The sequence below is a fragment of the Stenotrophomonas sp. FBCC-B152 genome (genome assembly GCF_059134105.1).
In genome coordinates this window covers 4,297,589-4,324,138 of the sequence record NZ_CP101442.1, presented here as the reverse complement: position 1 = coordinate 4,324,138, position 26,550 = coordinate 4,297,589, and the positions used below count along the sequence as shown (strand labels likewise).

The 26,550-nt window shown below is 68.0% G+C and carries 24 protein-coding genes; 8 read left to right on the top strand and 16 right to left on the bottom strand.

Features of this window, described 5'->3' with window-relative positions:
* Positions 1-111 precede the first annotated feature (111 nt).
* Entirely contained in the window at positions 112-738 is a 627-nt protein-coding gene (gene lepB / locus NMB40_RS19590) for a signal peptidase I (RefSeq protein ID WP_494359551.1), read from the bottom strand.
* 171 nt (positions 739-909) lie between these two features.
* Here lepB and NMB40_RS19585 point away from each other — a divergent pair, with 171 nt between their 5' ends.
* The gene (locus tag NMB40_RS19585; protein ID WP_494359550.1) at positions 910-1,314 is read left to right on the top strand and encodes a hypothetical protein; all 405 of its coding nucleotides are present in this window, start codon (positions 910-912) and stop codon (positions 1,312-1,314) included.
* A gap of 3 nt (positions 1,315-1,317) precedes the next feature.
* Entirely contained in the window at positions 1,318-1,761 is a 444-nt protein-coding gene (locus NMB40_RS19580) for a 3-dehydroquinate dehydratase (protein ID WP_494359549.1), read from the top strand.
* A gap of 89 nt (positions 1,762-1,850) precedes the next feature.
* Here NMB40_RS19580 and dcp read toward each other — a convergent pair whose 3' ends face one another.
* The 3 genes from dcp to arfB form a co-directional block, all read right to left on the bottom strand.
* On the bottom strand, positions 1,851-4,007 hold the full coding sequence (gene dcp, locus NMB40_RS19575; protein WP_494359548.1) for a peptidyl-dipeptidase Dcp: 2,157 nt from the start codon (positions 4,005-4,007) through the stop codon (positions 1,851-1,853).
* 105 nt (positions 4,008-4,112) lie between these two features.
* Entirely contained in the window at positions 4,113-4,673 is a 561-nt protein-coding gene (locus NMB40_RS19570; RefSeq protein WP_282246608.1) for a lysophospholipid acyltransferase family protein, read from the bottom strand.
* 46 nt (positions 4,674-4,719) lie between these two features.
* On the bottom strand, positions 4,720-5,151 hold the full coding sequence (gene arfB / locus NMB40_RS19565; RefSeq protein WP_093535185.1) for an alternative ribosome rescue aminoacyl-tRNA hydrolase ArfB: 432 nt from the start codon (positions 5,149-5,151) through the stop codon (positions 4,720-4,722).
* A gap of 190 nt (positions 5,152-5,341) precedes the next feature.
* Between arfB and NMB40_RS19560 the strand changes: the two genes are divergently transcribed.
* Positions 5,342-5,905: a DUF2059 domain-containing protein gene (locus tag NMB40_RS19560; RefSeq protein WP_494359547.1), complete on the top strand. Its 564-nt coding sequence runs from the start codon at positions 5,342-5,344 to the stop codon at positions 5,903-5,905.
* A gap of 44 nt (positions 5,906-5,949) precedes the next feature.
* On the opposite strand, the gene NMB40_RS19555 is transcribed toward NMB40_RS19560, so the two are convergent.
* From NMB40_RS19555 to oleC, 6 genes are all read right to left on the bottom strand, one after another.
* Positions 5,950-6,672: a pseudouridine synthase gene (locus tag NMB40_RS19555; protein WP_494361105.1), complete on the bottom strand. Its 723-nt coding sequence runs from the start codon at positions 6,670-6,672 to the stop codon at positions 5,950-5,952.
* An 11-nt stretch (positions 6,673-6,683) separates the two neighbouring features.
* Positions 6,684-8,342, bottom strand: a complete 1,659-nt coding sequence (ubiB, locus tag NMB40_RS19550; RefSeq protein WP_448141677.1) for a ubiquinone biosynthesis regulatory protein kinase UbiB — start codon at positions 8,340-8,342, stop codon at positions 6,684-6,686.
* Entirely contained in the window at positions 8,339-8,980 is a 642-nt protein-coding gene (locus NMB40_RS19545) for a ubiquinone biosynthesis accessory factor UbiJ (RefSeq protein ID WP_494359546.1), read from the bottom strand. Before NMB40_RS19545 ends, ubiB begins: the two co-directional genes overlap by 4 nt.
* A gap of 176 nt (positions 8,981-9,156) precedes the next feature.
* Entirely contained in the window at positions 9,157-9,312 is a 156-nt protein-coding gene (locus NMB40_RS19540; RefSeq protein ID WP_068854496.1) for a DUF1328 domain-containing protein, read from the bottom strand.
* Positions 9,313-9,373: 61 nt separating this feature from the next.
* Entirely contained in the window at positions 9,374-10,384 is a 1,011-nt protein-coding gene (gene oleD / locus NMB40_RS19535) for a 2-alkyl-3-oxoalkanoate reductase (protein ID WP_494359545.1), read from the bottom strand.
* Complete coding sequence (gene oleC, locus NMB40_RS19530) at positions 10,381-12,036, bottom strand: olefin beta-lactone synthetase (RefSeq protein ID WP_494359544.1); 1,656 nt, start codon at positions 12,034-12,036, stop codon at positions 10,381-10,383. Before oleC ends, oleD begins: the two co-directional genes overlap by 4 nt.
* Positions 12,037-12,153: 117 nt before the next feature.
* Between oleC and NMB40_RS19525 the strand changes: the two genes are divergently transcribed.
* Positions 12,154-12,531, top strand: coding sequence for a YkgJ family cysteine cluster protein (locus tag NMB40_RS19525; RefSeq protein WP_068848335.1), 378 nt, complete (start codon positions 12,154-12,156; stop codon positions 12,529-12,531).
* Positions 12,532-12,539: 8 nt separating this feature from the next.
* Here the strand turns inward: NMB40_RS19525 and NMB40_RS19520 are convergent, their stop codons facing one another.
* The 4 genes from NMB40_RS19520 to NMB40_RS19505 form a co-directional block, all read right to left on the bottom strand.
* Positions 12,540-13,430, bottom strand: a complete 891-nt coding sequence (locus NMB40_RS19520) for an alpha/beta fold hydrolase (RefSeq protein ID WP_494359543.1) — start codon at positions 13,428-13,430, stop codon at positions 12,540-12,542.
* Positions 13,431-13,510: 80 nt separating this feature from the next.
* A complete protein-coding gene (locus NMB40_RS19515; RefSeq protein WP_282244530.1) occupies positions 13,511-14,527 on the bottom strand; it encodes a 3-oxoacyl-ACP synthase III in 1,017 nt (338 codons plus the stop codon).
* 113 nt (positions 14,528-14,640) lie between these two features.
* Positions 14,641-14,958: a DUF4156 domain-containing protein gene (locus tag NMB40_RS19510; protein WP_093535545.1), complete on the bottom strand. Its 318-nt coding sequence runs from the start codon at positions 14,956-14,958 to the stop codon at positions 14,641-14,643.
* Between the two features lie 104 nt (positions 14,959-15,062).
* Positions 15,063-17,906: a M16 family metallopeptidase gene (locus NMB40_RS19505; RefSeq protein ID WP_494359542.1), complete on the bottom strand. Its 2,844-nt coding sequence runs from the start codon at positions 17,904-17,906 to the stop codon at positions 15,063-15,065.
* A gap of 406 nt (positions 17,907-18,312) precedes the next feature.
* On the opposite strand from NMB40_RS19505, the gene NMB40_RS19500 reads away from it, so the two are divergent.
* Entirely contained in the window at positions 18,313-18,783 is a 471-nt protein-coding gene (locus NMB40_RS19500; RefSeq protein ID WP_282244539.1) for an XAC0231 family protein, read from the top strand.
* 57 nt (positions 18,784-18,840) lie between these two features.
* On the top strand, positions 18,841-19,320 hold the full coding sequence (gene trmL, locus NMB40_RS19495; protein ID WP_494359541.1) for a tRNA (uridine(34)/cytosine(34)/5-carboxymethylaminomethyluridine(34)-2'-O)-methyltransferase TrmL: 480 nt from the start codon (positions 18,841-18,843) through the stop codon (positions 19,318-19,320).
* Between the two features lie 94 nt (positions 19,321-19,414).
* Here the strand turns inward: trmL and NMB40_RS19490 are convergent, their stop codons facing one another.
* Positions 19,415-20,578, bottom strand: coding sequence for an acyl-CoA dehydrogenase family protein (locus NMB40_RS19490; RefSeq protein WP_282244542.1), 1,164 nt, complete (start codon positions 20,576-20,578; stop codon positions 19,415-19,417).
* Between the two features lie 290 nt (positions 20,579-20,868).
* On the opposite strand from NMB40_RS19490, the gene NMB40_RS19485 reads away from it, so the two are divergent.
* Both NMB40_RS19485 and NMB40_RS19480 read left to right on the top strand, forming a co-directional pair.
* On the top strand, positions 20,869-22,545 hold the full coding sequence (locus NMB40_RS19485; protein WP_494359540.1) for an electron transfer flavoprotein-ubiquinone oxidoreductase: 1,677 nt from the start codon (positions 20,869-20,871) through the stop codon (positions 22,543-22,545).
* Positions 22,545-22,934, top strand: a complete 390-nt coding sequence (locus tag NMB40_RS19480; RefSeq protein ID WP_448141669.1) for a c-type cytochrome — start codon at positions 22,545-22,547, stop codon at positions 22,932-22,934. The genes NMB40_RS19485 and NMB40_RS19480 overlap by 1 nt, the downstream gene beginning before the upstream one ends.
* Here NMB40_RS19480 and NMB40_RS19475 read toward each other — a convergent pair whose 3' ends face one another.
* On the bottom strand, positions 22,935-26,516 hold the full coding sequence (locus tag NMB40_RS19475) for an ATP-binding protein (protein ID WP_494359539.1): 3,582 nt from the start codon (positions 26,514-26,516) through the stop codon (positions 22,935-22,937).
* Positions 26,517-26,550 lie beyond the last annotated feature (34 nt).

Genomic DNA, 26,550 nt, shown 5'->3' with positions numbered 1-26,550 from the left:
GCCCGTGGGGGCGGGCCGGTGCGTAAGGATCAGCGCTCAGGATAGGCAGCGGGTACAGGTCGATCCATAACCTGACGGGTCTGGATTGAGACGTTTTGCGTATCGATTAACTTACAACGCCTGCCAGGTAAAGCCCTGGCCGCGGCGGTAGTACACGCGTGCCGCCTTTCCATACAGGGCCTTGGCGTCGACCAGGCCGAAGTAACGGCCATCGGCGCTGTTCCCTCGATGGTCGCCCAGCATCAGCACCTTGCCGGCCGGTACGGCCAGCCCGGTGATGTCCGGGCCGCCGCCCTGGCCCAGGTCAAGCTGGGCCAGGGTGCGGCCGAAGTCTTCCACGTCCCCGGTGCCCACCTGGCCGAGCGGGTGGCCGTTGATGCTGAGATGGCCCTCATGCAGGTCCACGCGGTCGCCGCCCACGGCGGCGATGCGCTTGATCAGGCGGGTGCCGTCCTGCGGGGAATCGAACACCGCCACCTCGCCGCGCTGCGGCACGCCGGTGTGCAGCAGTTCCACCGAGGTGAACGGCAGGCGCAGGCCGTAGGCGCGCATGTCCACCACCACCCGGTCGCCGGGCATCAGGGTGTGCTGCATGGAGCCGCTGGGCACCTGGTAGTGGTTGGCAAGGCTGTCGCGCGCGGCGGCGAGCAGGCCGAGCATGACCAGCAGCGGCAGGGCTTCCTTCTTCAGCCAGTAGAGCAGGCCTTTGGAGCGGGGTTCGGCGGCGGCAGCGGTCATGGTGGCGATCCTTGCGGGCGTGAGTGGGGTCTGACCGTTGCGGCGTTCCGGAGTTCCCGCAAAAGCTACTCGTTATTTACGCGCCCCGGGCATCCGGGTCATCGCCCCTTTATGGCCGCCACGCGCATCGTGTCGACACCGCGCCCCCCGGGCGCTTTGTCGAGGTGTTCCATGACCATCCTGTTGCTCCGGCAGCCGTCGCCGGACCCGCTGCCGGTGCCGGCCCTGCTGGCCGGCCATGCCGTGCACTGCCAGGACTGCGCCACGCTGCCGGCGCTGCTGCAGTGCCTGCGCCAGGCGCGGGAAAGCCAGCCGGCGTGGGTGCTGATCGAGACCGGCGCCGCCGAGCCGGCGCAATGGGCCGCGCATGGCCGCGCGCTGTGCGCGGCGCTGGAGGCGTTGCCGGCGCCGTACATCGAAATGGCGGCCAACGATGACGATGGGTTGGATGCGCATCTGCACCCGCTGCATGCGCCGGTGGCGCGGGTGGTGTGCAGCAGTGGCCGCGAGGATGCGTGCCGGTTGTCGCTGGCGATTGCCGCGCGCCGGTTGCAGGCCGTTGCAGGGAGCGTCTGAGCCATGTCGATCTTCATCATTCGTGGCCCGGAAGCGACCGGGCAGCTGATCCGTACCGCGCAGCCGCTGCCGGTACCGGTGCTCAAGGCGCTGGTGCACCGGGCGATCGATGCGGGCACCACGGTGGCGATCCGTGCGTGTGGGTCGGAACAGGAGCTGCTGGATGCGTTGCGCGTGGCCGACCACAGCCGTGGCGAAGTGACGTTGCTGGATCCAGGTGCGTGCGTGGGCAGTACGCGGCTGCAGCGGTTGTTGCCGCACCTGCACAACGTGTACGGGGAGGTGCATGACGATGATGCAGGCGCGCCGGAGGATTGCCTGCCGGCCGACGTGGGCCAGCGCATCGGCGTGGCGCACGGGTACTGCGCGCAGAGTTACATGCATGCATTGGAGATCGCGTTGGATCACCTGGGATGCAGCGAGGTGGGATGTCGCGTGGGGACGTAACCGGCGTCCAGATACGCGAACGGCGGGGTTTCCCCCGCCGTTCGTTTCGGCTCAATCGGAGTACCGACCAACGGTCGGTACCTACCGGATCACTTCAGGCCGCGGTTGACCAGCAGCGGTTCTACCGACGGGTCCTTGCCGCGGAATTCGCGGTACAGGTCCGCCAGTTCCACGCTGTTGCCGCGCGAGAGGATCTTGTCGCGGAACACCTGGCCGTTTTCAGCGGTCAGGCCACCGTGTTCCTTGAACCACTCGAACGAGTCGTGGTCCAGCACTTCAGCCCAGAAGTAGGCGTAGTAACCGGCCGAGTAGCCGCCGCCCCAGATGTGGTCGAAGTAGGTGGTGCGGTAACGCGGCGGCACCTGGGCCAGGTCGACCTTGTACTTCTTCAGCGCGGCCGCTTCAAACGGGGCCACGTCCTGCAGCTTGGCGTCGGCCGGCTGGGTGTGCCAGGCCAGGTCGAGCAGTGCGGCCGAGAGGTACTCGGTGGTGGCATAGCCCTGGTTGAAGGTACGCGCCTTGAGGATCTTGTCGACCAGCGCCTGCGGCATCGGCTCGCCGGTCTTGTAGTTCTTGGCGTAGTTGGCGAACACCTTCGGGTCCAGCGCCCAATGCTCGTTGAACTGCGAGGGGAACTCGACGAAATCGCGCGAGGTGCTGGTACCGGCGATGGACGGGTACTTCACGTTCGAGAACATGCCGTGCAGCGCATGGCCGAACTCATGGAACATGGTGGTGACGTCGTCGAAGCTCAGCAGGGCCGGCTGGCCGGCAGCAGGCTTGGTGAAGTTGCAGACGTTGTAGACCACCGGCTTGGCGCCGGTCAGGCCGTTCTGCTCGACGAACACGTCCATCCAGGCGCCACCGGACTTGCTGTCGCGCTTGAAGTAATCGGTGTAGAACAGCGCCAGCGAGGTGCCGTCCTTGTCGAACACTTCATACACCTTCATGTCCGGGTGGTAGGTCGGAATGTCGGTGCGCGGCTTGAAGGTAATGCCGTACAGCTGGGTGGCGGCGTAGAAGACGCCGTTCTGCAGCACGTTGTCCAGTTCGAAGTACGGCTTGATCTGCGATTCGTCCAGGTCGTACTGGGCCTTGCGCACCTGTTCGGCGTAGAAGTCCCAGTCCGATGCGGCCAGCTGGAAACCACCCTTCTGCGCGTCGATCACCTTCTGCATCTCGGTGATTTCACCGCGCGCCTTGTTGGTGGCGGCCGGCACGGTGTCGGTCAGCAGCTTGAGCGCGGCAGCCGGGGTCTTGGCCATCTGGTCGGCCAGGCTGTAGGCAGCGTAGTTTTCGAAGCCAAGCAGCTTGGCCTTCTGCGCACGCAGCTGGGCCAGGCGCTGCACCGTTTCGCGGGTGTCGTTGGCATCGCCGCGCTCGGCGCGGGTTTCCGAGGCCTTGAGCACGGCAGCGCGCTGCTCGCGGTTGCTCAGCGAGGCCAGCACCGGCTGCTGGGTGGTGTTCTGCAGCGGCAGCAGGAACTTGCCTTCCAGGTTGCGCGCCTTGGCGTCGGCGGCGGCGGTGTTGATCTCATCCTCGCTCAGGCCGGCCAGGTTGGCCTTGTCGTCCACCACCACGGCAGCGGCGGCGGTCGCGGCGACCAGGCGGGTGTGGAACTGGGTGGCCAGCGTGGTTTCTTCGACGTTGAGCTTGCGCAGGGCGGCCTTGTCGGCGTCGTTCAGCTGTGCACCGGCGCGGACGAATTGCTGGTAATCGCGTTCGACCAGGCGGGTCTGCACCGGGTCCAGGCCCAGCGAGGCGCGCTGGTCGTAAAGGGTCTTGATGCGCGCGAACAGCTTCGGGTCCAGGCTGATTTCATCCTGGTGTTCGGCCAGCTTCGGGGCGACTTCTTCCTGGATCTTCTGGCGCGCTTCGTTGGTATCGGCCTGGACCAGGCCGAAGAACACGCGCGACACGCGGTCCAACGTTTCGCCGCTGCGCTCAAGCGCTTCGATGGTGTTGTCGAAGGTGGCCGGTTCGGCGTTGTCGGCGATCTTGCGCACTTCGGCCAGGTGCTGCTTCATGCCTTCGTTGAAGGCCGGCAGGTAGTCACTGTCCTTGATGCGGTCGAACGGCGGGGCCTGGAACGGCAGCGTGCTGGCGCTCAACAGGGGGTTGGTGGAGGCGTCGGCCGGCTGCTGCGCGGCGGGGGTCTGGGCGTCGGACACGGGGGTGGACTCCTTGCCGGAACAGGCCGCCAGCGCCAGGCTGATGGCGGCGGCCAAGATAACGGTACGCGACATGAAACGGGCTCCTGGAATGAGGTGAAGCGGCACACAACCGCAGCCGATCACCCTACTCCCATTGCCCGCGCCCGGCATGTGCCGGACGTGGCGCCTGGCCTTGCCTCAGGCGGTGCCGCGGTTCTTGCCCTGCCAGGGGCGGTAGTACTCGCGGATGGCGGCCATGTCGGCCGCGTCGTCGCCGGTGGAGTAGAACAGCGGGCCAATGCCGATGGTCTTTTCCGGGTAGTGGAAATAGCAGGCCAGCACGGGCACGTCGGCCATGCGGGCGATCTTCAGGAACCCGGCCTTCCAATGGGTCACCGCCTTGCGGGTGCCTTCGGGGGTGATGGCGTACCAGAGGCGGTCGGACTTGCGCAGCAGGCTGACCGCCTGTTCCACGGTGCCCTGCGGCGAGCTGCGGTCCAGCGGGATCACCCCCAGGGCGCGCAGCAGCGGCGACAGCGGCCACCAGAACAGCGAGGCCTTGCCCAGCACCTTCACCTGCATGCCCAGCGCGATCTTGGCCGCCATGCCCCAGAAGCCGTCCCAGTTGGACGAGTGCGGGGCGACGATGAAGACCAGCTTGGGCACGTCCGGGAAGGTACCGGTGACCTTCCAGCCGCCCAGGCGCAGGGTGCAGCGCGCCAGCCAGCGCAGGAAACGGTTCGGTTTGACCTGCGGCATGTTGGGCGGCACGGCCGGCAGCAGCGGACTTCGGTTGTTCAAGCAATCACTCCCAATTGCGTGTGGTGCGGCCGCGCTTGATCTGCGCGCGGCCTTTCTTTTCATCCAGCCGGCGCAGCTTGGAGCCATGCGAGGGCTTGGTGGCCACGCGCGGCTTGGGCACGCTGAGGCTGGCCTGGATGAAGGCGGCCAGGCGTTCGCGCGCGTCGTCGCGGTTACGGTCCTGGGTGCGGAAACGCTGGGCATCGATGACCAGCACGCCCTCGCCGGTCATGCGCCGGTCGCGCCGGGCCAGCAGGCGGGTGCGCAGCGGCTCGGGCAGCGAGGGCGAGCCGGCCACGTCGAACCGCAGTTCAACGGCGCTGGACACCTTGTTCACGTTCTGCCCGCCGGCCCCGCTGGCGCGCACGAAGCGTTCGACGATCTCCGTGTCCGGAATCGCCAGGTGCGCGTTGATGGTGACAGGCCCGTTTCCCATGGGCGGCATTGTAAAGGCAGGATCGCCGCCTGAGGTGACCGTAATGTTCACCAATACCGCCGATAAGGGGCATAAAAGCCGGGTACGGGCCGGAACCGTCGGCACCGGGCGCGGCCGTGCGACGCGCGCACGGCTGCTTGACCGGATCGCAGGTATGCTCGGGCTTCCACGCAACGCAGGATGCACTTACATGATGTCGACCCGTTCGCCGGCCCGCCGTGGCCTGACCCGCCTGGCCCTGACCCTTGCGCTGGGCCTGGCCGCCATTGCCCCGGCGCTGGCCGCGCCGCCGTCGGATGCGGACATCAACCGCCTGCTGGCGGCGTCGCGCGCGCAGAGCATGCTGGACACCATGCTGCCGCAGATCGAGGCGATGCAGCGCCAGCAGTTCCAGCAGGTGGCCGAACAGCGCCAGCTGGATGAGGCCAAGAAGGCGCAGCTGCAGCGCATCGAACAGCGCACCAACCAGACCATCCGCCAGGCGCTGTCATGGCAGCAGCTGCGGCCGATGTACGTGGACCTTTACAAGAAGACCTTCAGCAAGGAAGACGTGCTGGCCATGGCCGAGTTCTACGAGAGCTCGGCCGGGCAGAGCCTGCTGGACAAGACCCCGGAACTGATGCAGAACGTGATGGTGGCCATCCAGGACAAGATGCAGCCGCTGTTCGTGGACCTGCAGAAGGACCTGGAGGCGATCGTGAACGAAGGCAACGCACCGGCGCCGGCGTCAGCACCGGCCCCAGCCAAGAAATAGTGCCCCGCGGTAGCGCACGACCGTTGGTCGTGCGCCTCACGCCGCTACCACCCAAACAGATCCATAGCCTTGCGGAATTCCCCATCCACCGGCGCGCTGACATCCATCAGCGTGCCGTCCGGGTGCGGGAAACGCAGGCGCTCGGCGTGCAGCAGCATGCGGTGGATGCCCTGCATGCGGAAGCTGCGGTTGTGGCGGCCATCGCCGTGGCTGGTGTCGCCGATCAGGTGATGTGAGAGGTGCTTGAGGTGCCGGCGGATCTGGCGGAAGCGCCCGGTCTGCGGCTGGCAGCGCAGCAGCGCGTAGCGCGAGGTGGCGAATTCGCCGACCGGCACCGCGATTTCACCGACGGCCACGCGCTGGAAATGGGTGATGGCCTGCTTCTTCACCGGCTTGCCGGGGCCGCCATCGAGGTCGTGGTCGACCGTGAACGCTTCTTCGGCCGGCCAGCCCCGGCAGATGGCCAGGTAATCCTTGGTGACATCGCCGCCCATCAGCGATTTGCCCAGCACGCTGGCGCTTTCGCGGTCGAAGGCCAGCAACAGGCAGCCGCTGGTGGCGCGGTCAAGCCGGTGGACCAGGAAGATCGGCTTGCCCAGCTGCTCGCGCAGGCGGTCGGCCAGGAAATCATCTTCGCCCCGGGCCAGCTTGCTGTCATGGACCATCAGCCCGGCCGGCTTGTTGACCACGGCCAGGCGCTCGTCCACGTGCAGCAGCTGGAGCGGCGGCAGCGCCACCGGCGCCTCGATCGTGGCGTCGGCGGACATCTCGATATCGGTCACCGGCGCCACCACGCGCTGGCCAGCGAGAACAGGCCCGCTGCGCCGCTCACCCAGCTCCACACCGGCGCATCGCCGAAGTACCAGCCGCCCGGCTGCATGCCGTACAGCACCGCCGCCACGATCAGCAGGCCCACGCCGGCAATGGCGGCCACGGCGCGCTTCTGCAGCTTCTGCAGGTTGGTGTTGAGCGCCACCAGGTCCTGCGAGCGCATCGACAGTTCATGCCCGCCTTCCACCTGCTGGCGCAGCCAGGCGTGCACCAAGCGCGGCATGTCGGGGGTGTGGGTCATGATTTCCGGCAGGCGCTTGCGCAGTTCCTTGAACACGCGGCGCGGGCTGTAGCGTTCGCGCAGGATGCGTTCCAGCACCGGCCGCGCCACTGCCCAGATATCCAGTTCCGGATCCAGCTGGCGACCCACGCCTTCGATGTTGAGCAGGGTCTTCTGCAGCAGGATCAGCTGCGGCTGCAGGGTGAGCTCGTAACGCTGGGCCACGCGGAACAGCTTGATCAGCACCTCGGCCAGCGAGATCTGCGACAGCGGGCGGGTGAAGTACGGTTCGCATACCGAACGCGCGGCCGCTTCGAGTTCATCGATGCGCACGTTGTTGGGCATCCAGCCGGCTTCGACATGGAGCTCGGCCATGCGCCGGTAGTCCTTGTTGAAGATGGCCATGAAGTTTTCGGCCAGGTAGTACTGATCTTCTTCGGACAGCTGGCCCATGATGCCGAAATCCAGCGCGATGAAGCGCGGGTTGTCGCGGCGCGCGGGATCGACATCGACCCAGATGTTGCCGGCGTGCGCATCGGCGTGGAAGAAGTTGTCGCGGAACACCTGCGTGTAGAACACGCGCACGCCCTTGGCCGCGAGCGCCTTGCGGTCGATGCCGGCCTTGTCCAGCGCGGCGATGTCGTCCGACGGGATGCCCCACACCCGTTCCAGGGTGAGCGCGCGTTCGGCGGTGTGGCTCCAGATCACCTCGGGCACGTACAGGTCGTCCGAATCCACCCAGTTGCGGCGCAGGACGCTGGCATTGGCGCCTTCGCGCTGCAGGTCCAGCTCGGCGGCCAGGGTGTTTTCGACTTCGGCCACCACTTCGCGCGGGCGGATCTTGTCGGCGCGCGGGTGGGTGCGTTCGACCAGCGCGGCGGCCGATTTGAGCAGCGCGATGTCGGCGTCGATCTGCTTTTCGATATCCGGGCGCAGCACCTTGACCACCACCTGGCGGCCATCGGCCAGCGTGGCCGCGTGCACCTGGGCGATCGAGGCCGAAGCCAGCGGTTCCAGGTCGAAGCTGGCGAAGGCTTCACTTACCGGGCGGCCCAGCGCGGCTTCGACGATGCGCTGCGCGGTGGCGCCATCGAACGGCTTGACCCGGTCCTGCAGCAGGGTGAGTTCGTTGGCGATGTCGGCCGGGATCAGGTCGCGGCGGGTGGACAGGATCTGACCGAACTTGACGAAGATCGGGCCGAGGTCCTGCAGCGCCAGGCGCAGGCGCGCGCCGCGCGACTGCACGGCGATGTCGGCCGAGGCGCGCGGCACGAACGGCTTGGCCAGGCGCAGCCAGCCTTCCAGCGGGGTGCCTTCCAGCAGGTCGTCGAGGCGGTAGCGCAGGATCACCCGACCAATGCGGCTGGCGCGGAACACGGCCTTCATGCGCGCACCTGGGCAAGGCGCTGCACGCGGGCGGCAATGCGTTCGACGTCGTCGCGCATCACATCCACATCGTCATGGAAGGCATCCAGTTCGGCTCGGGCTACCACGTCGCGCGACTCCTCGGTGACAAAATCGGCGGCGCTGTGCGCCAGGTCGGACGCGCCACGGCGCGCATGCTGCAGGGCCGAACGCAGGGCATTGGCGATCTGCACGCCCATTACTTCGCCAAACACCCGCACGAACGGCTGCTGCCAGTCCGGATCGAAACGGCTGGCCAGCTGCTGAAGGCGGCGCGCCAGTTCGGCATCACCGGAGACCTTGACCCGGCCGACCGGGGCGTCGCCGCCACGGCGTGCGTTGGCCAGGAACGGCAGTTGCGCCAGTACCCCGCCCAGCGTGCTGCGCACGGCCAGGTCCGGCTCCTGCTGCGGGTCCACCGGTCCCACCGTGAGGCGCTCGCCCTCCACGCCGATCCGCATCGCCAGCGCGGGCGATTCCAGGGTCAGGGCGATGTGGCGGCCATCCAGCGCGACCAGCGCGCGGCGGGTGTCGGGATCCAGCGCCAGGGTACGGTTGAGCGCAAGCTGCAGCGCATTGCCGGCCAAGGGCTTGAGGGAGGAGAGCAGGGAGCGGGGCATCGACGCATTCTACCTCGGCCCGGTTGCGGGCCGGGCACGGTGCAGCCACGCAGGGCGTGGCTCTATCGGGGTCCCCATGCAACGACGGCCCGGCGCTCTTGCGAGCGCCGGGCCGTCGGAGACTGCGCTGGATCCTGGTTGCCCGGAGAGAGGGGGGCGCGCAGGATCCTGCGCTACTACCCTCGCTTACGGAACATCGAAATGATCGCCAGGATCAGGAACACCACAAACAGGATCCAGGCAATGTTGCTGGCAGCGCCGGCGATGCCGGAGAAGCCGAGCACCGCCGCAATGATGGCGATGACAAAAAAGATTACGGCGTAGTGCAGCATGTCGATCCTCGCGTCGTGCGTGCCGGATTGGCGTGCTGCCATCTTCACCAACCCCCGGTGTTCAGGAAGTGATGGATTCCTCGCCGAGTGATGAAGCCTTCAGCCTCGTGAGTCCTTCGTCAATGCTGACCTGCGGCACGTAGCCGAAGTCGCGTCGCGCCGGTTCCATGCTGTACCAGTGCGGCGTGCACAGCTGCTCGGCAAGGAAGCGGGTCATCGGCGGTTCGCCGCGCAGGCGCAGCAGCGGCCACAGCCGTTCGGCCACCGCGCCGATGCGGTAGGCGGTCTTGAAGCTGATCGACTTCTCCACCGGCGGCGCGCCGACGGCGGCCATCAGCTTGTTGAGCAGCTCGCGCATCGGCAGCGGTTCGCCGTTGGAAATGAAGTAGGCCTTGCCGGCGCACGCCGCGCCCGGGGCCAGGTGTTCGAAGGCCAGGAAGTGGGCCAGCGCGGCGTTGTCGATGTAGGTGGTATCGACCAGGTTGGTGCCATCGCCGACGAAGCGCAGGCGGCCGGCGCGCGCGCGTTCGGCCAGGCGCGGCACCAGCTGCTGGTCGCCCGGGCCCCAGATCAGGCGTGGGCGCAGTGCGACGGTGGCCAGGGTGGCGTCGTTGGCGGCCAGCACGCGCTGCTCGGCGAGGGTCTTGGTGGCCGCGTACGGGGCCTGGAAGTTCTCGCCATACGGCACTTCATCGGCGCCCAGCCCTTCCACCGGATGGGTGGCGCGGTGGGTGACGCTGGGCGTGGAGGTATGCACCAGCGTGCGCACGCCGTGGGTGCGGCAGGCGGCGATGACGTTGTCGGTGCCGACCACGTTGGCCAGGTGGTAGCTCTCGTAGCTGCCCCACGCGCCGGCCTTGGCGCCGTTGTGGAACACCGCATCCACCCCGGCCACCGCGTGGCGCACGGCGTCGGCGTCGGCCAGGTCGCCGCGGATCTGGCCCACGCCCAGCGCGGCCAGCGGCGGGTAATCGCCGCGGTTGAAACTCAGCACCTCATGGCCGCGCGCGACCAGGCCACGGCACAGCGCCTGGCCGAGGAAACCACCACCACCGGTGACAAGGATCTTCATGCGGGTTGTTCCATTCGGGTTGCGGCCCAGACCGCGAGCTTCTCGCGGCCGATCTTGGCGTTGTGGCGGATGTCGACCGGGAAGCCGGGGTGCAGCAGGAAGCGTTCGATGCGCAGCGTGCCGGCATGCGCGGCCGCTTCATCACGCAGCCGCTGCTGCTGCGCCGGCGAATCGGCGGTGCCCGGCTGCAGTTCATAGCAGAGCACCGGCAGCTGGCGGCCGGCAGGGCCCACGCCGACCAGCGCGGTGCGCGCGACGCCGTCCAGCGCGTTGAATACGGGCTCCACCTGTTCGGTGTACAGCGGGCCGTGCGCGGTTTCCAGGCGCTGGGTCTTGCGCCCGCAGAACCACAGGCGGCCATCGGCATCGAAGTAGCCGACATCGCCCATGCGGTGCACCACGCGGGTGCTGCCGTCGGCACGCGCTTCGCTGATCTTGGCGGCGGCGGTGGCCTGCGGGCGGTTGAAGTAACTGTCGGTGGCGGTCGGGCCGGCCACGGTGATTTCACCCACCACGCCCTGGGCGACCTCGCGCGCCTGCGACCACTGCGGCAGCGGGGCGTCGTCGATGGCGATGATGCGCACTTCGTTGGGCGCCACCACCCGGCCCACGCAGGTACCGGCGCCGGCTTCGGTGGCCTGGCGGGTGCTTTCCAGCTCGCGGCCTTCGATCACCGCCACCGGCAGGCACTCGGTGGCGCCATACGGGGTCCAGAACTGGGCATCGTCGGGCAGCAGGCGGCGGATGCGGGCCACCACGTCCGGCGGCACCGGCGCGCCGGCCGAGGTCACCCGGCGTACGCCCGGCAGCGGCTGGCCATGGTCGGCCAGCACCCGCATCAGCGCGGGCGAGCCGAACAGCTGGGTCACGCCGAAGCGGGCGATGGCGTCGTGCAGCTTGCGCGGGTCGGCCTTGGCCGGGCGGGTCGGGTCCATGTCCGGAATGACCGAGGTCAGGCCCAGCGCCGGGTCGAACAGGGCGAACGGCGGGAAGGTGGGCAGGTCGACCCCGCCGGCTTCCATGCCGAAGGCCGAGCGCAGCAGGTCCACCTGGCCGACGAAATGGCGGTGGCGGTAGACCACGCCCTTGGGCACGCCGGTGGAGCCGCTGGTGAACAGGATGGCGGCGACATCCTCGCCATCGGTGGCGGCCATCGGCTGCGGTTGGCGCGCGCCCTGTGCTTCCAGCTGGTCCAGGGTGGTGCCACCCCAGCCCCAGCGGCGGCCGACCGTGACCAGGCGCGTGGCAGACGGGCACCAGCGCAGCACCAGCCGCGCCACGTGGGCCAGGCCGATGCCGATGAAGGCGTCCGGCTGGGCCTCGTCCAGGCACTGCTTCAGCGCGCGCTTGTCGATGCCCGGGTCGACCAGCACCGGCACCGCGCCGTTCTTGAACAGCGCGAACATCAGCAGGAAGAACTCCGGCGAGGGCCGCACCATCACCACCGCACGCACGCCGCGACCGATGCCGTAGGCGGCCAGGCCGGCGGCCATGGCGTCGCTGCGGGCGTCCAGCGTGCGGTAATCCAGGGTCACGTCATAGCGCGCCATGCCCCCGGGGCCGGGCCGGCCGGGGCAACGGATGGCGATCTGGTCGGGGCGTTCGCGGGCCAGTTCGGGCAGGCGCGCGGCGATGTTGATCGGGCTGTTCATCCGTTCATTGTCGCCGCTGCAGAAAATTCTTGCGCGGCGGCCGCAGGCGTGGAAAATTCGCCCCCTTCGTCTATCCACGCAAGGCGTGGATCTACCCTCTTTCGGCCGGTACCCCCCATGTCCCATCCCTGCATGACGTGCGGCGCCTGCTGCACCCAGTACCGCGTGGCCTTTCACTGGATGGAATCGGACGAGGTCACCCCCGGCGGCGTGCCGCACCAGCTGACCGAACCGCTCGACCCGCACCGCCTGTGCATGCGCGGCACCCATTCCAAGCCGGTGCGCTGCGTGGCGCTGGATGCGGAGATCGGGGTGTATTCACGCTGCAGCATCCACCCCAACCGCCCCAGCGTGTGCCGCGAGGTGGATGCGTCGTGGGAGTTCGGCAAGGCCAGCCCGCAGTGCGACAAGGCGCGGGCGATCCATGGGCTGCCGGCGCTGAGCCTGGAGAGCTGGGCCTGGCGGGATGGCGCGGACCACCCCGACGCGGCGTAACGCGGAAATTACAGCGGGTTGGCGTCCAGGAACGCGCGGATCTCCGGCACCAGCACTTCGTGCTTGTCTTCCAGCACGTAGTGCCCGGCATCCTCGAACGCGTGCACCTGCGCCTGCGGCAGCGCGGCCTGGAAACCTGCCAGGAAGTGGTGGTCGAACACGAAGTCGCGCAGGCCCCAGCCGATGAAGGCCGGGCGGTCGGCGAACGACGGCAGCGCCTTGCCGGCGCGTTCCAGCAGCGACCAGGCCTTGTCGGCCGGGCTCAGCGGAATGTCCTGCATGAAGCGGATGGTGCTGATCCGGTTGGCGTAGCTGTTGTACGGCGACACGTAGGCACGGCGCACGTCGGCCGGCATCTTCCGCTCCACGCCCAGCCACGAGGCACCGGACGAGAACGCGTTGAAGGTGCGGATGATCCACTCGCCGATCTTCCAGTGCCGGCCCAGCGCGATCTGCCACGGCATCTGCTTGGCCGCCGGCATCGGGAACGCAGCGGTGTTGAGCACCACCAGGCGCTTGACCTGCGCATGGTGCGAGAGCGCCCAGCCAAAGCCGATCATGCCGCCCCAGTCGTGCACGGCCAGGGTGACCGGGCCGGTGATGCCCAGGTGCGCCAGCAGCGCGTCCAGGTCGTCCACGCGCGACTGCAGGGTGTATTCGTAGTGCGCGTCATCGGGCTTGTCCGACAGGCCCATGCCGATGTGGTCGGGCACGATGCAGCGGTAGCGGTCCGACAGCCCGGCCACCAGCGTGCGCCAGTAGTAGCTCCACGACGGGTTGCCGTGGACCATCACCACCACTTCGCCATCGCGCGGGCCCTCGTCGAGGTAGCCCATGGTCAGGCCGGGGCGGACTTCGAAGCGCTGGGGATGGGCGGGGTAACCGGGAAGCTTGGGCATGGAAGCGCACCTGTGAAAAGGGCCGGTAGAACCGGCCCTCGAGTATGGGAAGAACCGCGCAGCGGCGCTGAAGTGGCGGTTTACCAGACCACTTCGGCCATCGAGCAGTTCAGGCCCGAACCGATGCCGAGCAGCGCGATGCGGTCGCCCTTCTTCAGGCGGCCCAGCTCCTTGAGCTTGCTCAGCACGATCGGCACCGAGGCCGGGCCGATATTGCCGTGCTCACCGAAGATGGTCATCACCTTCTTCGGGTCGATGCCGAAGTTCTTGATGAAGGCGGCGGTGTGCGGCTGGCTGACCTGGTGGATGACGAACTGGTCCAGTTCCTCCACCGCCCAGCCCAATGCTTCGCGGGCGGCCAGGAAGGTCTTCTGGGCCAGCTTGATGCCTTCGATCAGCAGCATGCGGGTGTCGGTGACCATGCGGTCCAGGTTGCCGCGGCACAGCTGGTTCCACTCGGTGGCCGAGCGGGTCACGCCACCGCGGTAACGCGGCGCGTCGGGCACCAGTTCGGTGCGCGCCATGACCATGGCGGCCGCGCCACAGCCCAGGGTCAGGGCGGCCATCTCGTTGCGGAAGTCGTCGGCGGTCACGCCCGGCAGGGCCATGCGCTCGAGGGTCTTCTCGTAGACGAGGTTGGCGGTTTCGCCATCGACGATCAGCGCATAGTCGATCTCGCCGCGTTCCAGCATGCGGGCGGCGATGTCCATGCCGTTGATGAAGGCCAGGCAGGCATTGGCGACGTCGAAGGTCATGCACTGGTCGCTCACGCCCAGGTTGCCCGAGACGATGCTGGCCGTGGACGGCTCCAGGTAGTCGCGGCTGACCGAGGTGTTGACCAGCAGGCCGATCTTGTCGGCGCCGATGCCGGCGTCGTCCAGCGCCTTGCGGGCAGCCAGGGTCGCGGCGTCGGAGGCGAGCATGTCCGCGTCCCACAGGCGGCGGGCGTGGATGCCGGCGATATCGCCCAGCACGTCGGTACGGATGCCCAGGCGATCCAGTGTCGGCTGCAGACGTTCGTTGATTTCCTTGGACGTCAGCGTGTGCGGCGCGTCGATGTGCGCCAGGCCGGCGATCGATACATTCTTGAAGAGCATCAGTTAGCGCCAAGGCTCAGGCAAAGGGGGCGCTATTGTAAGCCCCCTGCGCCTTCACCGCACCTTTACGAATTCACGTCCGGGCGTATGGTACCGGCCCGGACCTGACGGGTTCAGCGTGGCGGGCACTGGAACGCAGCGAAGCGCTGGCTGCCATCGGCCGGAAGGCCCGAGGCCTGGACCGCATTCGCGCCGGCACTGGGGGCCTCGTTGCGGGCCAGGGTTTCCAGTTCTTCCTGCACGCGCAGCGGGTTGCGGTTGTAGAAGCCGACCTTGTCCTTCACGGTGACCACCACCTCGCCCTTGGTCACGCAGCCGGTGGGAACCGGGCCGGACGGCAGCACGCGGACGGTCTTGCCCACCGGTTCGATCGGCACCCAGGTGCAGGCAGTGGCGCTGAGGGTCAGAACGGAAAGCAGCAGAAGGCGCATGGCGGGGATGCTCGTGAAGGTCATTGGGGCGATTCTGCCTGAACAGGCTGAATCGCGGGTGCACAGGCAACCCGGGGGCGGGCCAGGGGCCCGCCCCTTGGCGGTTATTTCACCGGCTTGCCGTCGGCATCGATGATGGTCACCTCGCCCAGGTTCAGCGCGCGCACCGGGGCTTCGGTCTGCTTCAGGTCGCCCACCACCACCCAGGTCAGGGTCTTGGGATCCAGCGTGGCGGCGGCCTGCTGCACCTGGGCCGGGGTCATCGCTTCGATCTCGGCCTTGCGCTTGAACACGTAGTCGTCCGGGCGCTCGTAGCGGACGATGCCGCTGATGGTGCCCAGCACGGCGCTGGCGGTCTCGTAGGCGCCCGGCAGGCTCAGGTTCTGGATGTTGCGGATGCGGGTGACCTCGGCCGGCGTGATGGTTTCGGCACCGGAGGCGAAATCGGCGATTTCCTTCTGCATCTCCTTCATCGCCTCGGCGGTCTTGTCGATCTGGACCGGGGCCACGGCCATCCACGGGCGCTGGCCCAGGGTGCTGCTGGCCATGGTGCGGGCACCGTAGGACCAGTGCTTCTCCTCGCGCAGGTTCATGTTCAGGCGCGAGGTGAAGTCGCCGCCGAGCACGCCATTGGCGATGTCGAAGCGGGTGGCGCCCGCGTCCATGGTGGAGGGCACCACCTGGCCGGCGAACAGGTTGGCCTGCACCGCGCCGGGCTGGTCGATCAGGTACACGCGGGCCTTGGCCGGGCGCGCGACATCCACCGGCGGCTTGGCCTGCGGGGCCGGGGTGCTGCTCTTCCAGTCGCCGAGCTGGCGCTCCAGCAGCGGCACGATTTCCTTCAGGGTGGTGTCACCGACCACGATCAGGGTGCCCTGCTCCGGGCGCAGCCAGTCGCGGTGGAAGTCGACCAGGTCCTCGCGGGTCAGCGACTGGATGTCGGCTTCGTTGCCGCTGCCGGTGAACGGAATGGCGTACGGGTGGCCGGCCCCGTACAGCAGGGTGGGCAGCACGCGCATGGCCGAGGCGTTCGGGTTGACCTTCTCCTGCTGGATGCCGGCGATCCAGGTGGCCTTGACCCGGTCGATCTCGGCCTGGTCGAAGCGCGGCTGGCGCAGCATGTCCGCGTACAGGGCCAGCGACGGGGCCAGGTTTTCCTTCAGCGCCGACAGGTAGACGGCGGCGCTGTCCAGCGAGGCCGAGGCGCCCAGGCTGGCGCCCAGCGCGTCGGCGGCATCGGCGAACGGCAGTGCGCCCAGCTTGCCGGCGCCCTCGCCCATCAGGTCCATGGTGAAGTTGGCGGTGCCGGACTTGCGACCCTGGTCGGCGGTGAAACCCCCGGGGAATTCATAGCTGAACTGCACCACCGGAATGTCATGGCGCTCGGCCAGAATCACCTGGGTACCGTTCTTCAACGTGGCGCGGTGCAGCTGCGGGAACTTCAGTTCCGGGAAGGTCTTGGTCTGCGGCACGCCGGTGCTGCGGTCCACTACGGTCGGGCCGGCGCTGAACTTGGGATCCGCGCCCGGCACGGTGAACGGCTTGGGGGTGGCCGACGGCAGTTCCGGCAGCGCCACGCGCGCGCCCGGTTCCACCACCAGGGTGTGGTCGCCCACGCCCAGCCACTTGGCGCCGGCGGCGCGCACGTCGGCGGCGCTGGCGGCGTCGATGTTGGCCAGCGAACGGCGGAAGCAGCCCGGGTCGCCTTCGAACACGGCGCACTCGGCCAGCGCGTCGGCCTTGCCGCCGAACCCGCCGATGCGCTCGATGCCACGGATGAAGCCGGCGCGGAAGGCGGTCTTGCCACGGCTCAACTCATCGGCGGTGGGGCCATCCTTGACCAGGCGGCGCACTTCCTCGTCGATGATCGCCTCCACCTTGGCCGGGTCCACGCCCTGCTTCACGGTCGCCATGATCACGAAGTTGGAACCCAGCTGCGAGGTGTAGGCACCGGCGCTGATGTTGTCCACCAGCTGGTCCTTGTGCAGCAGGCGCTGGTCCAGGCGCGAGGACTTGGCCCCGCCCAGTACCTGCGCGAACAGCTGCAGCTGGTCGATGTCGGTGGTGCCGGTCTGGGCGACGTTCCAGACGCGGTAGATGCGTGCCTGCGGCACCTTGTCGGTCATGGTTTCGCGGGTGGATTTCTCGCGCTTGGCCACGTTGACCGCCGGCTGGGCCATGCTCGGGCCGGCCGGGATGTCGCCGAAGTAACGGGCGACCTTTTCCTTGGCGGTGGCCACGTCGATGTCGCCGGCCAGCACCAGCACCGCGTTGTTGGGACCGTACCAGGTGCGGAACCAGTTCTTGACGTCGTCCAGCGAGGCCGCGTTGAGGTCGTTCATCGACCCGATCACGCCGTGGTGGTACGGGTGGCCTTCCGGGTACATGGAGCGGGTGAGCTTGTCCCACACCTGCCCATAGGGCTGGTTCTCGCCCTGGCGCTTTTCGTTCTGCACCACGCCGCGCTGTTCGTCGAGCGCGGCCTGGTCGATCGCGCCGAGCAGGTGGCCCATGCGGTCCGATTCCATCCACAGGGCCATGTCCAGCGCGGTGGTGGGCACGTTCTCGAAGTAGTTGGTGCGGTCGGTGTTGGTGGTGCCGTTCTGGCCGGTCACGCCGACCTGCTTGAACGGTTCGAAGTATTCGCCGGCGTGGTTTTCGCTGCCCTGGAACATCAGGTGTTCGAACAGGTGCGCAAAGCCGGTGCGGCCGGCCGGTTCGTCCTTGCTGCCCACGTGGTACCAGATGTTCACCGCCACGATCGGCGCCTTGCGGTCGGTGTGCACCACCACGCGCAGGCCGTTGGGCAGGGTGAATTCTTCAAACGGAATGTCGACCTTGGCGACCTGGGCCGGCCTTGCCATCACCGGGGCCGGGGCGAAGCTGCCCAGGGCGGCGGAAAGCGCTACAGCCAGCAGCGCGGCACGCGGTCGAAGTTGGGAGGTCATTCCGTTTCCTTGGTCATGAAAGTGAAGGGGGATGCTAGCCCGGGACTACGGGTAAAGGCATCGGCCAACAGTCACTCCCTTTGTCAGGGAACTTTCCGGGCGCGTCGCTGACCGCCGCGGCGCCTTCTGCCGCCACCTGAACCCCTGTCCGGACAGTCGCGCAGCCCGGGATCGGACAGGTGTCCGGACAGCGGACACTCTTAGGACCACATAAAACCCTTTCAAATCAATAACTAAAATTTGGCACGGGCCCTGCTTATATCCACGTGCGGAAAGGACGCGATCAAACCCAAGCTGACTGATCGCTGAACACAACACGGAATCTGAAAATTTCTCTTGCACTCCCAGATTCGGTGTACTACCTTACTACCACACCACTGCTCACCAACACTAAACAGGCCCCGTCATGAACACCAAGACCATCGCATTTGCCATCGCCCTCGCTGCCGGCTCCGCGTTTGTTTCGAACGTGCATGCCGCTTCCGCCATCACCACCCTGCCGACCGTGCAGGTCCGCCCCTCCGCCGACCAGCTGGCCCAGGCCGAAGTGGAACGCACCAGCAGCATCCCGACCCTGGCGCTGGTGGAAGTCCGCCCGACCGCCGGCCAGATCGCCGAATACCGTGCCGAACTGGCCAACAGCCAGCGCGTCACCACCCTGGCCGCCGTTGAAGTCCGCCCGACCGCCGAACAGCGCGAAGCCCTGGCTGCCGAGCAGAACGACCGCAGCACCGATTACATGGGTGCCCTGGCCACGGCGGCCGGCACGATCGCCCGCGACGTGATCATCAACCTGCCGACCCTGCAGGTGCGCCCGTCGCCGAACGACCTGCAGGCCTTCGCGGTTGAAACCGCTTCGGTGCTGGTCCGTCCGTAACCCGGGTATCGACCAGCGGTCGATACCTGCCACAGGGTCGCGGCGTAACATGTACGCATGACCGCCACCCCTACGTTCCATGTTGTGTTGTTCCAGCCCGAGATTCCCCCGAATACCGGCAATGTGATCCGGCTCTGCGCCAACACCGGCGCGCGACTGCACCTGATCGAGCCGCTCGGTTTCGACCTGAGCGACAAGCAGCTCAAGCGCGCCGGCCTGGATTACCACGAATACGCTCGACTGCAGGTGCATCCGGACCTGGATACCGCCCTGCAGGCCATAGCCCCAAAGCGCCTGTTCGCCCTGAGTACCCGCGGCAGCGTGCGTTATGACACCCAGCAGTTCGAAGACGGCGATGCGTTCCTGTTCGGCCCGGAAACCCGTGGCCTGCCGCAGGACGTGCTGGATGCGTTGCCGCACGGCCGCCGCCTGCGCCTGCCGATGCAGCCGGACAACCGCAGTTTGAACCTGTCCAACACCGTGGCCGTGGTGATGTTCGAAGCCTGGCGACAGAATGGGTTTGTTGGTGGCGCTTGATGTGGGATCGCCTGGGACACGCATGGCGTGTCTCTACGCCCACCCGCCGAAGGTGACCGCGTAGCGACACGCCATGCGTGTCCCACGGACCCCATCAGAACGCGTTGATGCCGGTCAGTTCCCGGCCGATCACCAGCTGGTGCACGGTCTCGGTGCCTTCATAGGTGATCACCGATTCCAGGTTCAGCGCATGCCGGATCGCCACGTGTTCGGTGGTGATGCCGGCGCCGCCGAGCAGGTCGCGGCACTCACGCGCGATATCAATCGCCATGCGGCAGTTGTTCCACTTGGCCAGGCTGACCTGCTGCGGCTGCAGCTGGCCGGCATCCTTCAACCGCCCCAGCTGCAGTGACAGCAGCTGCGCGGTGGTGATGCGCCGGGCCATGTCGGCCAGCTTGATCTGCGCGCTCTGGGTGGCCGCCACCGGGCGCCCGAACAGCACGCGTTCCTTGGTGTAGTTCAGCGCCTCGTCCAGGCAGGCCACCGCTGCGCCGATCGGGCCCCAGCTGATGCCGTAGCGGGCCTGGTTGAGGCAGCCCAGCGGGCCCTTCAAGCCCTGCACGTTGGGCAGCCGGTTGCGTTCGGGCACGCGCACGTTGTCGAAGAACAGCGCGCCGGTGAGCGAGGCGCGCAGGCTCATCTTGTGCTTGATTTCCTGGGTGGTGAACCCGGCCATGCCCTTTTCCAGCACGAAGCCCTGGATGCCGTCTTCGGTGTGTGCCCAGACGATGGCGATATCGGCCACCGGGCCGCTGGTGATCCACATCTTGCTGCCGTTGATCACCCAGTCGCCGCCGTCGCGCACCGCGCGGGTCTTCATCGCGGCCGGGTCCGAACCGCCGTGGGCTTCGGTCAGGCCGAAGCAGCCGATCACCCGCCCGGCCGCCATGTCCGGCAGCCAGCGCAGGCGCTGCTCTTCGCTGCCGTAGGCGAAGATCGGGTACATGCACAGCGAGCTCTGCACCGACACGAAACTGCGCAGGCCCGAATCGCCCCGCTCCAGTTCCTGGCAGATCAGTCCGTAGCTGACCGCGTTCAGCCCGCCACCGCCGTACTGTTCGGGCAGGCTGGAGCCGAGCAGGCCGAGCGAGGCGATTTCCGGGATCAGTTCATCGGGGAAGCGGCCCTGGTCGAAGGCGTCGCCGATGATCGGCAGCACGCGCTCGTCGGTGAAGCGCGCCACCGTGGCCTGCACCGCGCGTTCCTCTTCGGTGAGCAGCGAGCGGACATCGAACAGATCGTACGGATTGAGGGCCATGGGCGGCGACGTCGCGGGGCAGTAGCAGGACCCCCATTGTGATGCCTGGCCCGGACGGCGGCCAAGGCGGGACGCAGCACGCCGCCGCCAAGCCACGCAGGGCGTGGCTCTACCTGCATTGGTGCGACGCAGCATGCGGTAGCCAACGTCGGCGATCTAGGCGGAAACGGCGTCTGCCGGTACCCTGATGCATTGATCCAGCAGTTGCGCAGTGACCCGTCGCGCGCGATTCCCAGGCAACCGCCGCCGGCTCCGGCCGGGACGGCACTACCCACGAGTTACGCACCCCCATGAGCGAAGAGACCACCGCCCTGCCCCCGCGTGAAGCCATGGAATTCGACGTGGTGATCGTCGGCGCCGGCCCTGCCGGCCTGGCCACCGCGATCCGCCTGCGCCAGCGCGCCATCGAGGCCGGCCGCGAACTGTCGGTGTGCGTGCTGGAGAAGGGCTCCGAACCCGGCGCGCACATCCTGTCCGGCGCGATCATGGATACCCGCGCGCTGACCGAACTGTTCCCGGACTGGGCCGAACGCGGCGCGCCGCTGAAACAGAAGGTCACCCGCGACGAATTCCTGTTCCTCAGCCCGGACGGCGCGCGCAGCACCCCACATGCGCTGCTGCCGGAATGCTTCCACAACGAAGGCAACTACATCATCAGCCTGGGCGAGGTCACCCGCTGGCTGGCGCAGCAGGCCGAAGCGCTGGAAGTGGCGATCTTCCCCGGCTTTGCCGCCGCCGAAGTGCTGTACGACGCGAACGGCGCGGTGATGGGCGTGGCCACCGGCGACATGGGCATCCGCAAGGATGGCTCGCACGGCCCCAACTTCGAACGCGGCATGGAACTGCATGCCAAGTACACGATCTTCGCCGAAGGCTCGCGCGGCCACCTGGGCCGCCAGCTGATCGCGCGCTTCCAGCTCGATGCCGGCAAGGACCCGCAGGCGTACGGGATCGGCATCAAGGAGCTGTGGCAGATCGACCCGGCCAAGCATGAGCCGGGCCTGGTGGTGCACACCGCCGGCTGGCCGCTGGACAGCGATACCTACGGCGGTTCCTTCCTGTACCACGCCGATGGCGGCAAGGTCGCCGTGGGCTTCGTGGTCGGGCTGGATTACCGCAACCCGTGGATGAGCCCGTTCGAGGAGTTCCAGCGCTTCAAGACCCACCCGTCGATCCGCAAGCACCTGGAAGGCGGCAAGCGCATCGCCTATGGCGCGCGTGCGATCACCGCCGGTGGCCTGCTGTCGCTGCCCAAGACCGTGTTCCCCGGGGGTGCGCTGGTCGGCTGTGAGGCCGGCTACCTCAACGCCAGCCGGATCAAGGGCAGCCACGCGGCGATCAAGACCGGCATGCTGGCCGCCGATGCCGCCTTCGATGCGCTGGCAGCGGACCGCCAGCGCGATGAGCTCAGCGCCTACCCGGCCGCGTTCGAAGTCAGCTGGCTGCACGATGAGCTGAAGCAGTCCAAGAACTTCAAGCAGTGGTTCAAGAAGGGCCGCAGCGTGGCCACCCTGATGACCGGTATCGAACAGTGGCTGCTGCCCAAGCTGGGCATCCGCAACCCGCCGTGGACGCTGCGCCACAGCAAGGCCGACCACGAGTGCCTGGAACCGGCATCGCAGCACACCCGGATCGTGTACCCCAAGCCGGACAACGTGCTCACCTTCGACCGGCTCAGCTCGGTGTTCCTGAGCAGCACCAACCATGAAGAAGACCAGCCTTCGCACCTGACCCTGAAGGACGCGAGCGTGCCGGTGCGGGTCAACCTGGCCGAATACGCCGGGCCGGAAGCGCGCTACTGCCCCGCCGGGGTGTACGAATTCGTCGGCAGCGAAGGCCACGAACAGCTGCAGATCAACGCGCAGAACTGCGTGCACTGCAAGACCTGCGACATCAAGGACCCCACCCAGAACATCGTGTGGGTCACCCCGCAGGGTGGCGGCGGGCCGAACTACCCGGCGATGTAATGCGGTTGCCGCGCCGGTTGCTGGTGCTGCTGTGCTGCCTGCTGCTGGGCGCGTGCGCGCGTACGCCGCAGACGCCCGAGCAGGCGCGGCAGCAGGAACGCCAGCGTGCGTTCGCGATCTGCGGCGGCTGCCACACGGTCAATGCGGGCGGCGTGCACCGCTTCGGGCCCAACCTGCACGGCGTGCTGGGGCGCCGTGCGGGCAGCGTGGCCAACTATCCCTACTCGCCTGCGATGCAGCGCGCGGACCTGGTCTGGACCGAGCAGACGCTGGATGCGTTCCTGCGTTCGCCGGCTGCGGTGGTGCCGGGCTCGCGAATGGTCAATGCGACCGCTGACCCAAAGCGAAGGGCGCTGGTGATTGAATACCTGAAGGAACAGCCGCGTTGATCATTCGTCCAGGCTGATCAGGTACTGCTGCAACGCTTCTTCGAACGCGCGGATGTCGTCGGCGCTGGCCGCCAGACCCTGTTCCGGGATCCGCTGCATCAGCGCGCGCGCCTGGGTGGCCAGTGCTTCAGCGCCCAGCGTGCCCAGCCCACCGACGATGCGATGCAGCACCTCCACCGCGGTGTTGCTGTCGCCCATGTCGCGCGCTTCCCAGCCGCGCTGCAGGTCGTCGGCGGTGGCCTGGCGCATGCTGTCGATCAGCACCGTGGCCACGTGTTCGGAACCGAAGCGGCGCACGATCGCCGCCCGCGTGGGCGCGGCCGCACGCACGGTTTCCACCGGCGGCGTGGCTTCGCGCGCGGCGTCATCCGCATCGTCCGAGGGCAGCCACCGGCGCAGCGCCTGGCGCAGCGTGGCCAGCGCCACCGGCTTGGCCAGCAGGTCATCCATGCCGGCCTCGCGGCAGCGCTGTACGTCTTCGGCCAGCGCGCTGGCGGTGAGCGCCAGCACCGGCATGCGCTGGCCGCTGCCACGTTCGCGCTCGCGGATGTGCCGGGTCAGGGTGTAGCCGTCCATCACCGGCATGCGGCAATCGGTGATGACCAGGTCAAAGTGCGTGGAGGCCAGCAACGCCAGCGCGGCTTCGCCATCCACCGCCAGCTCATGCTGCAGGCCCAGCTGCTGCAGCCGCCAGCGCATCAATGCTTGGTTGGTGGGATGGTCTTCGACCACCAGCACCCGGCGCCGCGCCTGCCCCGGCGGCAGCGGGTCGACATCACCGCCGGGGCGCTGCTCGTCGCGCACGGTTTCCTCGCCGGGCACCAGCGGCAGGCTCAGCAGCACATCCACGCGCGTTCCTTCGCCCGGCACGCTGTGCATCTCCAGCCGCCCGCGCATCAACCCCACCAGGCGCTGGCAGATGCTCAGCCCCAGCCCGGTGCCGCCGTAGTGGCGGGTGATCGCCACGTCGGCCTGGGCAAACGGTTTGAACAGCCGCTCGCGCTGCTCGGGGGAAATGCCGATGCCGGTGTCGGTCACCGTCAGCCGCAGCGCCTGCGCCATCTCATCATCGCGCTCCACGCTCAACGCGATGGTCACTGAGCCCTCGTTGGTGAACTTGATGGCGTTGCTGAGCAGGTTGAACACGATCTGGCGCAGCCGCATGCCATCGACGAGGTGCTGATGGGCGACCGCCGGGTCGACCTCCAGGCTGAGCGACAGGTTCTTGTTGGAGGCCTGTGGCGACAGCAGCTGCTGCACGTTGTCGAGCAGGCTGCGCAGCATCACCGGCTGCGGCTCCAGCGGCAGCGCGCCGGCTTCGATGCGGGAGTAGTCGAGGATGTCATCCAGGATCTGCCGCAGCATCTGCGCCGAATCCTCGATCACCGCGATGATGCGCCGCTGCTCGCCATCCAGGTCGGTGTGGGACAGCGCTTCGACCATGCCCAGCACGCCGCTCATCGGGGTGCGGATTTCGTGGCTCATGGTGGCCAGGAAGTTGGATTTGGCCGCAGTGGCGCGTTCGGCGTCGGACTTGGCGGCGGCCAGGGCATCGGCCTGCGCGCGCGCTTCGGTCACGTCCACCCAGTAACCGCTCCACAGCACCACGCCGTGTTCGGCGGCATACGGCAATGCGCGGGTGCGCACCCAGCGCACCACGCCGTGCGGGCTGGTGCGGAATTCCATGTCCAGCGCGGAGAAATCGCGCGCGGCGTCGTTCAGCGCGCGGCTGACCGCCTCGCGGTCGCGCGGGTCGATCTGGTCGACCAGGCGCGTTTCATCGGCGATGACTTCGGCGGTGCTGACCCCGAACATCGACTGCAGGTCGCCGGTGATGTACGGGAACGTGACCCGGCCATCGCTGTCACGGCGGGCCTGGTAGACGATCGCCGGCAGGTTGTCGGTCACTTCCACCAGCCGCTGTTCCAACCGGCGCCGCATGCCGACCTCGCGGCGCAGCCGCCAGTAGCCCCAGCCATGCACGATGATGCCGGTGAGCAGCACCAGCGACAGCGGCACCGCCCAGCGCGCAACCGAACGCCAGTCCAGCCCGGTGCGGTATTCGGCCAGCAGCCAGTCGCCCCGGATGGCGGCGTGCTCGCGCGGGGTGAGGTTGGCCAGCACCCGGTCGAAGGTGGTGGCCAACGGCGCGTACTGGCGTTTGACCGCCAGCGACAGCTGGTCGCTGAAGCCCGCCGGCGCAGCCACGTGCAGCTTGGCCGGATACACCTCGCGCACCACGCGGTCGACCATGGCCAGGTTTCCTACGTAGGCATCGGCGTCGCCGTTGGCCAATCGCGACAGTGCCTGCTCCACGCTGCGCGCCGGCACGATGCGCGCCTTGGGGGCGTACTGGAGGATGTAGCCGCGCAGGCGCTCTGGGTCGGAGAGCAGGATGCTGCGCCCGTCCAGGTCGCCCAGGCCCAGCACCGAACGGCTGTTGTTCGGGGTGACGATCACGTTGGGCACGCTGATGAAGGGCTGGCTGAAGACCCAGTCATCGCCCAGGTAGTGCGCGTCGTTGGGCATGCCCATCACCACATCGACATCGCCCCGGCGCATCTGCTCGCGGACTTCGAACCAGTCATGCGCCGGCACGCGGTTCAACTGCGCGCCGACCATGCGCAGCTGGCGCAGATAGTCACCGGCCACGCCGCTGGGTTCGCCGGCCGCATCGATGAACGACAGGGGCGACCCGTTCGGCGCATAGCCCATGCGCAACGGGGTGGCCAGGATGCGGCGTTCGGCCTCGCCCAGGATCAGCCGCGACTGCGCCGACCACTGCAGCGGCGGCAGCCAGCGCTTGTACAGCGCCTCGCGCTGCGCGGCGGTCACGGTGGACAGCGCGCTGTCGAGGGCTTCGGCCAGCGGCTGGCGGGCGTTGGGCACGCCGAAGTGGAGGCGTTCGGGCGGCAGGTCGCTGGGCCGCAGCAGGGCGATACCGTCAATGCCCTGCTGGCGGATGAGGGTACTGGCGACGTGCGCATTGCCGATGTACACATCGGCCTTGCCCTGGGCCACCATCGCCAGCGCCGCACGTGTGTTGGGCGCGGTGACCTGGCGCGCAGCCGGGAAGCGTGCCCGCACCTGGTTGCTGGTGAGGAATTCCTGCTCGGTGACCACGCGCAGCCCGGCCAGGTCCGGGTCGCTCGAGGTGCGGGTATCGCCTACCCGGCCCACCAGGGCCAGTGGCGCATCGGCGTAGGAGCCGGTGTAGACCATGCAGCGGGTGCGGTCCGGGGTGAGGGTGATGTTCATCACCACGTCGACCTCGCCCCGGCATGCCGCATCCAGCACGTCTGCCCAATCGCGATACACCCGCACCTTCACACGCACGCCGAGCTGCCGGGTCAACAACATCAGGTAGTCGTAGCCGAGTCCATCGGGGCGGCCGTTCTGCATGAATTCGAATGGTGGCCAGCCGCTGTCGTACAGCCCCAGTAAGATGGTAGGGTTCCGGTCGATCCATTCAGCCTGGCGCGGTGAGAGCGACGGTGCAGGCGCCGGAGCCGCGATGGCGGTGGCGCCCAGCGCGATCACCAGGCCCAGCACGACCAGCCAGCGGACAACCGAGGTACGCATGCTGTCAGTTCTCCCAGGAGTGATCCGCCCACCG